At 44.0% G+C, this 13,356-nt stretch carries 17 protein-coding genes; 12 read left to right on the forward strand and 5 right to left on the reverse strand.

Annotated elements, in window-relative coordinates:
• Positions 1–11 precede the first annotated feature (11 nt).
• From ctaD to BM058_RS02725, 4 genes are all read left to right on the forward strand, one after another.
• Complete coding sequence (gene ctaD / locus BM058_RS02710) at positions 12–1,886, forward strand: cytochrome c oxidase subunit I (RefSeq protein WP_245736798.1); 1,875 nt, start codon at positions 12–14, stop codon at positions 1,884–1,886.
• Position 1,887: 1 nt separating this feature from the next.
• Complete coding sequence (locus BM058_RS02715; RefSeq protein ID WP_090925491.1) at positions 1,888–2,511, forward strand: cytochrome (ubi)quinol oxidase subunit III; 624 nt, start codon at positions 1,888–1,890, stop codon at positions 2,509–2,511.
• A gap of 3 nt (positions 2,512–2,514) precedes the next feature.
• Positions 2,515–2,859, forward strand: a complete 345-nt coding sequence (locus tag BM058_RS02720; RefSeq protein WP_090925492.1) for a cytochrome C oxidase subunit IV family protein — start codon at positions 2,515–2,517, stop codon at positions 2,857–2,859.
• Positions 2,860–2,987: 128 nt separating this feature from the next.
• A complete protein-coding gene (locus BM058_RS02725; RefSeq protein ID WP_090925493.1) occupies positions 2,988–3,542 on the forward strand; it encodes a DUF420 domain-containing protein in 555 nt (184 codons plus the stop codon).
• Positions 3,543–3,810: 268 nt separating this feature from the next.
• Here BM058_RS02725 and ytvI read toward each other — a convergent pair whose 3' ends face one another.
• Together ytvI and BM058_RS02735 are read right to left on the reverse strand one after the other, a co-directional pair.
• Complete coding sequence (gene ytvI / locus BM058_RS02730; RefSeq protein ID WP_090925494.1) at positions 3,811–4,869, reverse strand: sporulation integral membrane protein YtvI; 1,059 nt, start codon at positions 4,867–4,869, stop codon at positions 3,811–3,813.
• Positions 4,870–5,158: 289 nt separating this feature from the next.
• Complete coding sequence (locus BM058_RS02735) at positions 5,159–5,521, reverse strand: YugN family protein (protein ID WP_090925495.1); 363 nt, start codon at positions 5,519–5,521, stop codon at positions 5,159–5,161.
• A 161-nt stretch (positions 5,522–5,682) separates the two neighbouring features.
• On the opposite strand from BM058_RS02735, the gene BM058_RS02740 reads away from it, so the two are divergent.
• From BM058_RS02740 to BM058_RS02760, 5 genes are all read left to right on the forward strand, one after another.
• A complete protein-coding gene (locus tag BM058_RS02740) occupies positions 5,683–6,111 on the forward strand; it encodes a CBS domain-containing protein (protein WP_090925496.1) in 429 nt (142 codons plus the stop codon).
• 292 nt (positions 6,112–6,403) lie between these two features.
• On the forward strand, positions 6,404–6,787 hold the full coding sequence (gene ylbD, locus BM058_RS02745; protein WP_090925497.1) for a spore coat protein YlbD: 384 nt from the start codon (positions 6,404–6,406) through the stop codon (positions 6,785–6,787).
• Positions 6,788–6,946: 159 nt separating this feature from the next.
• Positions 6,947–7,357, forward strand: a complete 411-nt coding sequence (locus tag BM058_RS02750) for a hypothetical protein (protein WP_090925498.1) — start codon at positions 6,947–6,949, stop codon at positions 7,355–7,357.
• 57 nt (positions 7,358–7,414) lie between these two features.
• Positions 7,415–7,873 carry a YlbF family regulator gene (locus BM058_RS02755; RefSeq protein WP_090925499.1) on the forward strand — a complete coding sequence of 153 codons (459 nt, stop codon included), beginning with the start codon at positions 7,415–7,417 and terminating at the stop codon, positions 7,871–7,873.
• Positions 7,874–7,900: 27 nt separating this feature from the next.
• Positions 7,901–8,317, forward strand: a complete 417-nt coding sequence (locus tag BM058_RS02760) for an SRPBCC family protein (RefSeq protein ID WP_090925500.1) — start codon at positions 7,901–7,903, stop codon at positions 8,315–8,317.
• A gap of 301 nt (positions 8,318–8,618) precedes the next feature.
• Here the strand turns inward: BM058_RS02760 and cbpB are convergent, their stop codons facing one another.
• Entirely contained in the window at positions 8,619–9,065 is a 447-nt protein-coding gene (gene cbpB, locus BM058_RS02765; protein WP_090925501.1) for a cyclic-di-AMP-binding protein CbpB, read from the reverse strand.
• Between the two features lie 156 nt (positions 9,066–9,221).
• Positions 9,222–9,527 carry a MerR family transcriptional regulator gene (locus BM058_RS02770; protein ID WP_090925502.1) on the reverse strand — a complete coding sequence of 102 codons (306 nt, stop codon included), beginning with the start codon at positions 9,525–9,527 and terminating at the stop codon, positions 9,222–9,224.
• Between the two features lie 237 nt (positions 9,528–9,764).
• On the opposite strand from BM058_RS02770, the gene BM058_RS02775 reads away from it, so the two are divergent.
• The 3 genes from BM058_RS02775 to BM058_RS02785 all read left to right on the forward strand — a co-directional run bounded on the left by BM058_RS02775 (position 9,765) and on the right by BM058_RS02785 (position 12,245).
• Complete coding sequence (locus BM058_RS02775) at positions 9,765–10,349, forward strand: nitroreductase family protein (RefSeq protein WP_090925503.1); 585 nt, start codon at positions 9,765–9,767, stop codon at positions 10,347–10,349.
• The gene (locus tag BM058_RS02780; RefSeq protein WP_090925504.1) at positions 10,346–10,681 is read left to right on the forward strand and encodes a hypothetical protein; all 336 of its coding nucleotides are present in this window, start codon (positions 10,346–10,348) and stop codon (positions 10,679–10,681) included. Before BM058_RS02775 ends, BM058_RS02780 begins: the two co-directional genes overlap by 4 nt.
• Positions 10,682–10,877: 196 nt before the next feature.
• The gene (locus tag BM058_RS02785) at positions 10,878–12,245 is read left to right on the forward strand and encodes an aspartate kinase (RefSeq protein WP_090925505.1); all 1,368 of its coding nucleotides are present in this window, start codon (positions 10,878–10,880) and stop codon (positions 12,243–12,245) included.
• A gap of 262 nt (positions 12,246–12,507) precedes the next feature.
• On the opposite strand, the gene proC is transcribed toward BM058_RS02785, so the two are convergent.
• Entirely contained in the window at positions 12,508–13,344 is an 837-nt protein-coding gene (gene proC / locus BM058_RS02790) for a pyrroline-5-carboxylate reductase (RefSeq protein WP_090925506.1), read from the reverse strand.
• Positions 13,345–13,356: the final 12 nt, after the last annotated feature.

The following is a 13,356-nucleotide window of genomic DNA, read 5'->3' on the forward strand; positions in this document are numbered from 1 at the left end:
AGGTTAATGACGTGGCAACAGCTACTGCTACCAACACGAATAAAAGTGTATTATGGGACTGGTTGACAACTGTGGACCATAAAAAACTCGCTGTACTGTATTTAATAGCCGGCGCCTTATTTTTTTTGAAAGCCGGCCTTATGGCCATATTTATGCGTATTCAGCTTATGTCGGCAGAGAACACGTTTCTCAGCGGTCAGACATTTAATGAATTTGTTACGATGCATGGAACTATCATGCTCTTTCTGGCTGTCACTCCACTGATATTTGCATTTATGAACTTTGTGATTCCGCTTCAGATCGGAGCAAGAGACGTTGCGTTTCCGTTTGTGAACGCTCTAGGTTTCTGGATTTTCTTTTTCGGTGGACTGCTCGTAAGTGTCAGCTGGTTTTTCGGTGGTGCTCCGGACGCGGGGTGGACAGCGTATGTTCCCCTGTCGAGCGGAGAATACGGCGATCTAGGCCTGGACTTTTATGTTCTGGGACTGCAGATCAGCGGTCTTGGTACACTTGTATCAGCCATCAACTTTATCGTTACGATTATCAATATGCGCGCGCCGGGCATGACGATGATGAGACTTCCGCTTTTCTGCTGGACTGGTCTTGTAACATCAATTCTTATTGTCTTTGCTTTTACGCCGCTTGCAGCGGGACTGGCGCTTTTGATGCTGGATAGAATTTTTGGAGCACAGTATTTCAACCCTGGAAGCGGGGGGAATCCTGTTCTGTGGCAGCATATCTTCTGGATTTTCGGACATCCTGAAGTATATATTCTTGTGCTGCCGGCTTTTGGGATTATTTCAGAGGTCATTCCGGCCTTTTCGAAAAAACGATTGTTTGGGTATACCGCCATGGTATTTGCTACGCTTATTATCGCATTTCTTTCCTTCATGGTGTGGGTCCACCATATGTTCACCGTCGGCATAGGACCGATTACCAATTCTGTATTTGCGATTGCAACGATGGCTATTGGTGTTCCAACCGGAATTAAAATATTTAACTGGCTCTTTACAATGTGGGGCGGGAAGATAATATTTAACACAGCAATGCTTTGTGCTTCCTCTTTCGTACCGACGTTTGTGCTCGGCGGAGTAACAGGTGTTATGCTGGCGATGGTTCCAGTGGATTATTTGTATCACGACACATACTTTGTTGTCGCACACTTCCATTACATCGTTGTTGGAGGTATTGCCCTCGGTCTTCTTGCCGGTACATTTTACTGGTATCCGAAAATGTTTGGACATAAGTTGAACGAGAAACTCGGGCAGCTCATGTTCTGGATGTTTTATGTCGGGTTCCACCTGACATTTTTCATTCAGCACATTCTCGGTCTTATAGGAATGCCCAGACGTGTATTCACGTATCTCGATGGCCAGGGTATGGAAACCATGAACCTTGTTTCCAGTATCGGTGCTTTTATGATGGGAGCTGCCATCATTGTACTGTTGATTAATGTGGTATATTCCGCTTATACGTCTAAACGGGTTACAGTACGTGATCCGTGGGATGCACGTACGCTGGAATGGGCTACAACAACACCGGTGCCTGAATACAATTTCGCTCAGACACCGCAGGTGCGTTCCCTTGATCCATGGTTTTATGAAAAAGTGCATGGGGACGGCACGATGAAACCGGCTGAACCAATGGATGAGATCCACATGCCGAATGGATCTATTCTGCCGCTTACCATAGGTCTGGGGCTGTTTGTCTGGGGATTTGGCATGATTATGATGCAGATGGAGAATCCGCTCATTCCGGAATGGATAGTCATAGGAGCAGGTGTTATTATAACCTTCGGCTCTATGCTGCTTCACTCGATACATGAAGATCATGGTTATCATATACCTCTTGATAAGATCAAAAAAATCGAAAAGGAGGTAAGCTGATATGTCTGATTCCGTTGATGTAAGCAAAGGCCTCCCTCCAAACCCCGAGAAAGCAACACTAGAGGGTAAAAACAAATTTCTGGGATTCTGGGTTTTTCTAGGCGGGGAAACCATTATGTTTGCTACGTTTTTCGGAACGTTTCTCGGCCTTCGTGACGGCACGGCGGGCGGACCGTCAGCCTCAGAACTGTTCTCGCTTCCGCTCGTCTTTATTATGACAATGCTGCTTTTGACCAGTTCGTTGACCAGTGTTCTGGCTATGTACTCCATGAAGAAAAACAACTTTAAGAACATGATGGTACTCACTGGTGTCACTGTGCTTTTGGGCTTTGCTTTTCTCGGTTTTGAAATATACGAGTTTTACGAGTATGTCCATCACGGTGGACTTGGATTTACGACCAGTGCGTTTGGATCTTCCTTTTATTCCCTGGTGGGTCTGCACGGAGCTCACGTAACATTTGGTCTGTTCTGGTTTATCACACTAATGATACGATACAGCCGTACCGGAATTACGTTGACAAATGCGCCTAAATTTTACCTGGCGAGCTTATACTGGCACTTTATCGATGTCGTATGGGTCTTTATTTTCACGGTTGTGTATCTAATGGCTATAGGAGGTGCGTAATACATGTCCGATGAAATGTCTAAGCCGTTTGACAAAAGTGCCTTGACGCATGAAGAATTGTTGAAAATAAACCGCGAACGAAAAATACAGATAACGGCGTTTGCATGTATGATCTTTTTAACACTGCTTGCTTTTATAGCAGTCGCAATGGAAATGATTGCTCCAGGTTTTACCGTTCCTTTTATTCTTCTTTTGGCGGTTGTACAGTTTGCACTGCAGTTGTTCTATTTCATGCATCTGAAAGATAAGGACCACGAATGGCCCAATGCCTTTATGCTCACAGGGATTGTGGTTTCTACACCAGCGGTGATTGCTTTGATCCTGCTGCTTGGTGTAACAAAATATTGATGGAACAGAACTGCTCCTCTTCATTTTAAGAGGAGCAGTTTTCGTTCACTTGATTGTTATAGAAGCACCATAGGCAGACGGACTTTGTGCTGTATAATGGATGTACAATGAAAAAAGGAGGATGAGCCATGGCAGAAAATACTGCTTATCCCGAAAAATCAAAGAAAGACCGCAGTAATACTTGGATTGCTGTTACGTTAACGGTAGTCATTAATGGACTGATTACTGTACTGTTTTTTATGGACGGGTATCAAGGGGAAGTGGGATTTGATCTGACGATTCTGCCGCTTATAAATGCTGTTTTGAACAGTTTCACGACTGTATTTCTTTTGGTTGCCCTGTTTTTCATTCTGCGGAAAAATATAAAAATGCATCGTCGTTTTATTTATGGAGCTTTTACGACGACGTTTCTGTTTCTGGGAACGTATCTTACGTATCATTTTCTTGCGGAATCCACAGCTTATGGTGGAACAGGGCTGCTTGCGTATATCTATTACTTCATTTTGATTACTCATATTCTATTGGCCATTGTGATCGTACCACTTGCCGTTGTGACCTTTTTAAGGGGGATCAAATATCAGAAAGCCCGCCACCGGAAAATAGCCAGAGTCACCATGCCGTTATGGTTGTATGTCAGTATTACCGGTGTCGTCGTTTATCTGATGATTTCTCCCTATTATTAATGTAAAATCATGCAGCCTTTTTTCAACCGGGGAATAAAAAGAAGCTGGGACAAAAGTAAAACAGGCGGAGGACAGCACGAATGTCCTGCGGCGTTGTTCAACAGTCGAATGGTAGCGAAGCATTTTGGCGCAGCGGTTTGTCTCAGCAACGAAAAATGCCGAACGATTTTTTTATCGTTCGGCATTTTTCTATCTATAGAGGTTTTGTCCCAGACTCTTTACATTATTTTGTAACCGGCGCGCCGCTCGATGACTGTTCGGTGTTTTCTCAGATTTTGAAATTCAGCTTGATAATTCCCGCTTCTCTAGCCGAAGTGAACGCGATAACAGCAAGCGGTCCGATAATAAAACCAACGACTCCAAGCACGGAAAGACCGAGATAAAGCGAAATAAGTGTGGCTAGTGCGGACAATCCAATGTGACTTCCCATTACCTTCGGTTCCACGGTACGGCGGATGATCAAAAGCACAATCGCAAGCACCATCAGTTGGGTTCCCAGTAACAAGTCGCCTGCAATAAAGTGATAAAGCGACCACGGTGCAAGCACTGCAATCGACCCGATAATCGGGATGAAGTCAACCACCCAGATAAGAATGGACATCAACAGTGCAACGTCTGGCGTGAAAATGTATAAACTGACTAAGGTTACGGCGAGAATAATGAGGCTTACCAAAAATTGAGCTTTGAAAAAGCCAAGTATCACATAGGACAAACGGGACGTCATGAAATGAAATTTTTCTGCTGTACTCTCTTTCATGAAAGAGTACATCTTTCTTCTTAACCGCGGCAGATCCATCAAAAAAAGGAATAAAGCAATCAAATAAACAAGTAGCGATATGATGAAGCCGGGGATGGAAGCCAGCACTCCCGGAATCCGGTCAGCGTAAGACAGCAGGGCATCCCTGTAGCTGTTTAGTCCATTGATAATCTGTTCATTAATCTGATTAATGGTATCCGGCGGCAGATTCATACTTTGATACGCACTGTCAATTCTGGACTGCAGGCTTAACAATGCTTCATTTAATTCACTAACATACCCCGGCAGGTTATTAATGAAAAATATCACCTGGGACACGAGTTGTGTTGTAACAAAATAACCGCAGAGTGCAAGAATCAACAGAAATAAAACAAACACAATCATAACGGAGATATTTCGTTTTATGTTCCATTTTTCGTGCAGAAAGCGGACTCCGGGCGATAAGAAAAGGGCGGTAATCAGAGCTGCAATAATTGGTCCTGATACCGGGAGAATGTAATATGCTCCCAAGAGAAGCAGCAGCACACCCAAAACCCGCAGTAATACTTTTTTATTAAAAATCGACGGCACTTTCATGCTCCTTTCGACGTACTCCCTGTATTAAACGAAGCGGCACTCTTTCATTATAATAGTGGAGCACCCGGTTGGACAGAAAAAAGCATTGCAAATCGAATCCATTATACTAAACCGCCTGCAGACGGGCCATCCGGTTCATCGGATGAAACGAGAAAACCGGGGAATTCCTGATCATTCCCCGGCAATTTAAATATCCGTACAGTATAGGAGAAAGTGGAACATGTTGTAAACGGATGCGTTTTGCAGAATGCTCTAACTGTCACTTGTACTATGTACGGCAGTGTTATAACGTTTCTGCCTCCTGCAGATCCTGCTGGAGCTTTTCAATCTTCTGCGTGCACTTTTTGATGATTTTTTCAGGGAAATCTTCATCGTATTCTATGCCGTGAGGATAATAGTGGCGGCCGAAAAACGGTGTCAGCAGACGCACTTCAGCGTCTTCTTTTGGTATTTCACCCTGAACAGCAACGGCCTGTACCCTCAGATAATAAGTGGCGTCATCTGTTTGGTCGAGCAGTTTATAGTCAAAGGTGACGCGTTCATAATCCCATTGCCCTTCGTGGATAAACCCGTTACTTTCCATAATCCGGACGAGACGGCCGAAGTTAAATTCTTTTCCGTGAAAATCATAATCTTCAATTTTCATATCGGACCTCCTGATTTTCCTTAACTTATCATATTTTGCACTACTTTAATCTTAATATGAATATTTTGAAGATGCAATCTTATTGTGTGACAGAAGAAAGAATAATCCGGCGTTTTCCTGTACATAGTATAGAAAGATTAAAAAAGGAGGATGGATAGAAGATGCAAATGATGAAAGATGTAATGACCACGGATGTTGAGACGTGCTCCCCTGATGATAATGTAGAAAATGCAGCAAAAATGATGAAAGAACATCATATCGGAGCCATACCGGTTATTCAGGAGAACAATTTAATGGGAATGATCACCGACCGTGATATTGTCGTACGCTGCATCGCTGAAGGCAAATCTGAATCTTCACCGGTAAAAGAAGTGATGACTACAAACATCGTGACAGCAGAACCGGATATGGATATTGAAGAAGCAGCAAAATTGATGGCCAGCCGTCAGATCCGCAGGCTTCCTGTGGTTGAAAATCAACAGCTGGCAGGCATTGCTGCGCTGAAGGATCTAGCCGTTGATGAACAAACCGATGCCAAAGCTTCTTTTGCTTTGAATGAAATTTCAGAAGAACGGCAGGTACATCATTAAAAGCGAGTCTGGGACAAAACCCTTATGAGATAAAAATGCCGAACGATTTCTTAAAATCGTTCGGCATTTTTGATTCTTAAACGAAACCGCTGTGCCAAAGTACTCCGCTTTTCCTCCAGCGCACAGGGGCAGCATCGATGCGGCTGTTGAACAACGCCGCAGGAGCAGGACATTCGTGTTCTCTTTTGCCTGTTATACTTTTGTCGAGATAAAAAAATGAAAATGAAACGCACGCTGTATGGTCGTCTGCGTACACTGACAGTAAAGAATCGTTTACAGGAGGTGCAGGGGCATGAATAGTTCCATTCCGGAATCCATTTATGAGTTCCGGGAGTTTCTTTACAGGCACCCGGAATTAATAAAAGAAGTACGCGCGGGAAGACAAACTTGGAATCAACTTTATCAGGATTGGATGGTTCTTGGAGAGAATCATGATCAATGGGGTTCCTACAGAATAGACGATGACTCTGTTCAGAATCGAAAAAAAGACAAAACCGGTGATACGCTTTCCAGTGTTTTAACCATTTTGGAACAAGTAAACATCGATGATCTGCAGAAACAGATTTCCCAGTTCAGCGGCATGATGGGCAATGTGCAACAGGTCATGCAGCATTTCAAAAAACCGGAGGAACCGCCGAAGCCGCCGCATAATCCTTTTTCTTTCCGCGGATTTTAATAAAAAGGATACAGCCGCACACTGAAATTATACATGAAACGATGCAGCATGAAAGGAACAACAAAAAAATTGATGGAAAATGAAATCTGAAAAACAAAAAGACATTTTGTTTAAAAACCTTTCTTTGCCACATACTACAGGGTGAAGGGAGGTTTTTACATGAAACACATTCCGGCCCTGGCAGCAGTTGTAATAATGGGAATTGTTCCAACTTTTCATGCCGCAGCCGTTCCAGAAAAGACAAACAGTCTCGAAGTCCGAACCATTCCTGTCGGGGCAGAGCAGCAGAGTGAACCAGAGAACTGGAACCTTCAGTATAAAATAAAACAGCAGCATGTGTATGTGGAGTGCATCCTCCCGGATTTTCCACTTGCTGAGAAGGAAAAGAAGGGACACGGTTTTCTTCTCGTGAAAATAGACGGAAACACAGCAGCAAAAATGGGACAGGCAGCTTTTGTATTGAAACATTTACCGCCTGGGAATCACAATATTACTATCGAGCCTGTTTCTTATCAGAATTCTTCGAACAAAGATACTGCATCATTTGAAGTGGAGATTTCATCTTCCTAAACTGTACCTTCAATTAGCGGCGTCGCTCATGTTACAATAAATACTGGAGGTGTTTTTATGTCTGCAGTTGTTTCAACGCCTGTTAACATACTGGAAGAGTCACAGCAGCTGGGAGAAATGATTATTCAGTCTGATGTTTATCATCAATATAATGAAGCACGGAACAGAATGGATAATGACAGAGAGGCCCAGAAACTGATAAAGAATTTCACAGACGTGAAAGATAAATATGACGAAGTTCAGCGGTTTGGTAAGTACCATCCGGATTATAAAACCATATCCAAGGAAGTCCGCTCTGTTAAAAGGGAAATGGATATGCATGATACTGTCGCTGAATACCGCAGAGCCGAGCGCGAACTTGAAGAACTGCTCGATGAAGTATGCGGAGAAGCGGCCGGCATTGTTTCGCCGACCATTAAACTTCCGGGAAACAATCCTTACTTTGAAGATGAGGCTGGGGGCTCCTGTGGTTCTGGAGGAGGCTGCGGATCGGGAGGAAGCTGCGGCTGTTCCTGATGCAAGCCCGGAAAGGAAGCAGTATTTATGTTTCACGGCACGTTTGTGTATCAGACACTTTTACCAGCGGATCGATGGGAAGTCTGGCGTTTTTTCGATAATCCTGCGAACCTGGAAAATATAACGAAACCCGGCAATATCAAGGTGAACTATGGTGATGATCAAAACATCCATATTGACCTGCGTGCGGGAGGGTTGTCGTTAACCTGGCGGGCCGTCATTACAGAACGCCGGGAACTGGATTATTTCATTGATGAAGCTGTTTCTCCGCCTTTCCCCCTGATCAGCTGGAAACATCATCATTCCCTGCACACTCTTGATATGTTCACAGGAGTGACAGACTATATTTCATTTGAAAGCAGGGTCCCGGCATCTGTTATAAAACCGGTACTTGAATGGATGTTCACGCAGCGGAAACGGGAACTTATGAAAATATTCAAGTAAGAAAAACAGAAATGAAAGAGCAGTGCCTTATAATCTCTAAATATAACAAAGCCCGGGACAAAAGTATAACAGGCAAAAGAGAACACGAATGTCCTGCGGCGTTGTTCAACGGCCGCATCGATGCCGCCCCTGTGCGCTGGAGGAAAAACGGAGTATTTTGGCGCAGCGATATATATCAGGAACGAAGAATGCCGAACGATTTTTTTAATCGTTCGGCATTCTTCTATCTTATAGAGGTTTTGTCCCGGTCTCTTTTACTATTCCCTTCGCGGCACCTTTGTTGGAGAATAGTGTTGTGCTGTTAAAGTTTTTCCAAGTGGCGGTGGATAAGGGCAAGAATCGACCGGCGTGTCATAATACCGATAAATGACCGGTCATGGTCTTCGATACATACAAAAGGATGATTGATGGAGAGCATCAATGCTTTCCCAAAGGTCTCATCCTGTTTCATGCGTGGGACTTTTTCTGTCATCACATCGGAAACAGAATAATCGTGCAGCCGGTCCATCTCAATACGCTCCATACCAAGAATGGAATCGAGAATCTGAGCTTTGCCTACCTGTCCCTGAACTTTGTACTGTGGGTCAAGGACGGGGATGGCGGTGTATCCGGATTTAATAAGTACAAGCAGGGCATGATCAAGGGGATGATTCGACTGAACATGTGCCACTTTTTCCTGGGGAATCATCAACTGGAGAATCTCGTGATCTGTAATTTGACTGTTTTTTAATGTTTGAAGCAATATCATCACTTTCTTTCCTTAATATAATAAGACAACTAAAAGAAAGCGGCTCGCAGGCGGACGGGGTTCAATAATACAACCAATTATAATAGTAGAAGGAAGCTGCAGGAATGTCAAGTTGAATGGAAACGATTTCTTTAAGAAGGGATATGGGAAAATGTTTTATTTTCTCATATTAAAAGCAGCATTCAACTGACCGCGGAGCATTCTTTCACGAAGTTCTTTTTTAGGAAGTTTTTTCTGTTCCATCCGGCGGATATCAAATGTCTGCATTCCGTCTTCCATTTTGTCGGCAATATCAATCAGACGTTCCACGTCATCAAAAGAGTATTTGCGGGTACCGCCTTTTGTACGATCGGGAAATATGAGTTTCCGCTCTTCGTAATAGCGGATTTTCCGTTCCGATAATCCTGTAAGTTCACTGATAACACCAATTGTGATGACTTTCTTATCTTTGTAGGAAGACATAGGCATGCGCTCCTTTTATCTGTAACTCATTTTCTTATGTACAAATATATCACATATAAAAGAAAAAGGGGTCATTCATGTTAGAAAAATTAACATATGAAGAAAAAGAAAACTAACATAAAAAACGATTTTCATAAGAATATTAAGCAGGTTTGATGGAATAACAGGAACGGCTGGGAAACGAAAGGTAATCGGGTTATAATATAAATAAAGAACAGAGTGGAAGGGTGAGAGGCTATGGATTTACAGGATGGACTGCTTACAAGAAGAACCATATACAAGTTTAAAAAAGACAGTGTTGACCCTGCATTGATACGGAGAGCACTGGAGTGTGCTGTGCATGCCCCGAATCATAAGATGACACAACCGTGGCATTTTTACGTGCTGCAGGATGAAGCAAAAGAAAGACTGGCGCAGCGGAAAAAAGAAATGAAGTGGGAAGGATTTTTGGATAAAGAATCCGATCATGCTAAAAAAGCGGGAGAAGCCGCCTATCAATATATCAACGAACTGCCTCTGGTGATTGTTGTAACTGCCCATCGTTACAGCGTGAATCCCGTCCGTGAAAAGGAAGACTACGCAGCCGTCTCCTGCGCGGTCGAGAACTTTATGCTCGCTCTTTGGTCGGAAGGTGTGGGGTCGAAGTGGTCAATTGGTGCTCTTGTACAGGATCAAAAACTTCATAACATTATCGGGGCGGGCGAAGAAGAGAGTGTTGCAGCTGTGTTGTATGCAGGATATCCGCAGGAGATTCCAAAACGGCAGCAGAGAGATCTGGATGAAAGTATAACCTGGGTAACTGAAGCGGAGTCTAAAACATGAGAAAATGGATAATGATTTGTACGGGACTTGCTGCTGCATTGATTCTGTCCGGATTTTTCATTCCGGTGCAGCTGCAGGCTCCCACCAATGTACGTGTTATTCTTGATCACACGAATCAGATTTACGTCAGTCCTCCCTGCTTTAATGATGCACAGCTCAGTAATTTTCTGGAGGAAGCAACTTACGGAGAAGCTTCCAGAGAAGGGTATGAGCCTGCATCTTCCTGTACTTCGAGAAGTTTGACAGAAGAAAATGTCACGATTCACGAAGCGCTTTTAAAACTCACCGGTCTTCAGCCAAGCAAATGGAGCAGTGATGTCTGGGATCCATAATGAAACAGTACATACTAGAATGAATGATAGATACAGCGTGCACTTAAAATGATAACGTCTCACAAGGTTATATCCCCAAGGATGGAGGGAGAGGATAAAAAAACAGTTTTGTCCGCTTCCGGATCATATGGTAAGCTTATTTCAGCAACTAAAAGAGAGCTTGATATTATGATATGTAGGAGTTGTAAAGACGAAGATGAAAGTAGCAAAGTTTGGTGGAAGTTCATTAGCTGATGCAGAACAGATAAAAAAAGTATCGGATATTATTACGTCGGACACCGAGCGCAAATTCATCGTGGTTTCTGCGCCGGGGAAACGAAGTGATGAAGACAGGAAGGTAACTGATTTGTTGATAGAGCTCGGAGAAACCTATCTTGAATACGGCTCCGCGGAGGAAACACTGCAGCTTGTAGTGGAGCGTTACCGCAGCATTGCGGAAGGACTCGGGCTCAGTAATGACATTGTGACAACCATTGAGAATGATATAAGAAACCGTCTGGCCTATAATGTGTCGGACAGCGGGCGCTTTATGGATCAGATGAAAGCAGCCGGGGAGGATAACAATGCAAAAGTAATTGCCAGGTATCTGCAGAGTATCGGTTTTGTAGCAGAATACGTAAATCCCCGGGATGCCGGTCTCCTGGTCAGTGATACCCCGGGAAATGCGCAGATTCTTGATGAAGCCTATGATCATCTGTATTCTTTGCGGGAACGGGACGGCATTTCCATTATTCCGGGATTTTTTGGTTATTCCAAAGAAGGGGGACTTGTCACATTTCCAAGAGGCGGATCGGATATTACAGGTTCCATCGTGGCAGCCGGAGTTCAGGCTTCCCTGTACGAAAATTTTACTGACGTGGATTCTGTATTCGCCGCCAATCCAACGGTAGTGGATCATCCATGTTCTATTAAACGGATGACCTTCCGCGAAATGAGGGAACTCTCTTATGCAGGATTCGGTGTTTTTCATGATGAAGCACTGATCCCGGCATTTAAAAGTAACATTCCCGTCTGCGTAAAAAACACGAACAACCCATCCGCAGACGGCACAATGATCATTAATGAACGGGAATATGCCATGAATCCCGTGATAGGCATCGCAGCGGATAAAGGTTTCAGTACCATTTATGTAAGGAAATACTTAATGAACCGGGAAGTCGGTTTTGGACGCAGACTCCTTGGTATTCTTGAAGATGAAGGTATTTCCTATGAACATATTCCTTCCGGTATTGATGATACATCAGTAATAGTGGAAAAAGATCAATTGAACCCGGAGAAAGAAGAGCGCATTCTCCATCGCATTAAAAATGAACTTAATGCTGATGACGTGTATTTTGAAAAAGACTTCGCCATGATTATGCTGGTTGGAGAAGGTATGCACGAGACAGTCGGCATTGCAGCAAGAGCTACAAAAGCAATGTCTGAACAGGGCGTAAATATCGAGATGATTAATCAGGGATCTTCAGAAGTATCCCTTGCGTTTGGTATTCATGACGAAGATGTAGATAAAGCGATCCGTGGACTATATGAAGAATTTTTCAGCACAAAAGAAGTGCTGCAATAGACAATACAAAACGAGTTTGAAACAGCGTCCGCCATAGAAGGCCTCCCTGATAAGGGGAGGCTTTTTTGCATTAGGCAGAGAAAGTATTGCCGTATGTGTCTGAAAGCCGGCCTGAGGGCACTAAATATACGGATTATTTTTAAACGTTTTCACTGCTTATTGACAAAAATTCCAAAAAACCCTTCCGGTTATCCAAAGCGATAACCGGAAGCGTTTTTTTCTGTCAGGGTATAATAATATATTCCCGTGGTCTATTTCCTTGTCAGGATGATCCGGGTGGTGTGTTCTGTTCTCCGAGGGCAGCAGAGCGGGAGATGGCTGCCAGCACGCTTTTTTTGAATGCTTCCTGAAGGTTATGTCTTTCCATTTCCTGAAAGGCAGCTTCTGTCGTTCCTCCGGGGCTCTGTACTTCCTGATAAAGTTCCGCAGGAGTTTGATCTGATTCACGCATCCGGACAGCTGCGCCAAACATCGTCTGAATGATCAGATCCCGGGCTTTTTCCTCTGGAAGACCGGACGCCGCCGCTGCCTGCTCCATGGCTTCGGCAAAATAATAGAAGTAGGCGGGGCCGCTTCCGGCAATGCCGGTGACAGCATTCATATTCTCTTCTTTCACGATGACAGCCGTTCCTATGGAAGAGAACAATTCAGAAGCGGTCTGCAGGTGCTCATCCCCGGCATGCGCCCCCTTTGCCAAAGCGGTGGAAGACTGTCCAACTTTGGCCGAGGTATTTGGCATGACACGTATGACCGGATTGTTATGATGCAACTGCTCTTCAATTTGGCTGGTCTTTATGCCGGCAAGCACGGAAAAGATTACTTTGTCTTGTGTCAATCCGGAAGCGGCAGTCTGAAGGGCATCTCTAAGTTGTTTTGGTTTGACAGACAGAATCACAATGTCTGCTTCTGCGGCAGCTTCGGCGCTGTCGGAATAAGGGAGAATACCATAAGTTTCTTTTAAGTGCGCTAAACGGGCCTCATTGGACTGATTGGCTGCCAGGATACAGTGCGGCGGCGGCAGCAGTTCATCGGCGACGAGACCGCCGATGATTGATTCTGCCATCGATCCTGCGCCGATAAATGCGATTTTTTTGTCCATATCGTTTATGAA

It is taken from the genome of Salibacterium qingdaonense (assembly GCF_900114715.1).
Classification (GTDB): domain Bacteria; phylum Bacillota; class Bacilli; order Bacillales; family Marinococcaceae; genus Salibacterium; species Salibacterium qingdaonense.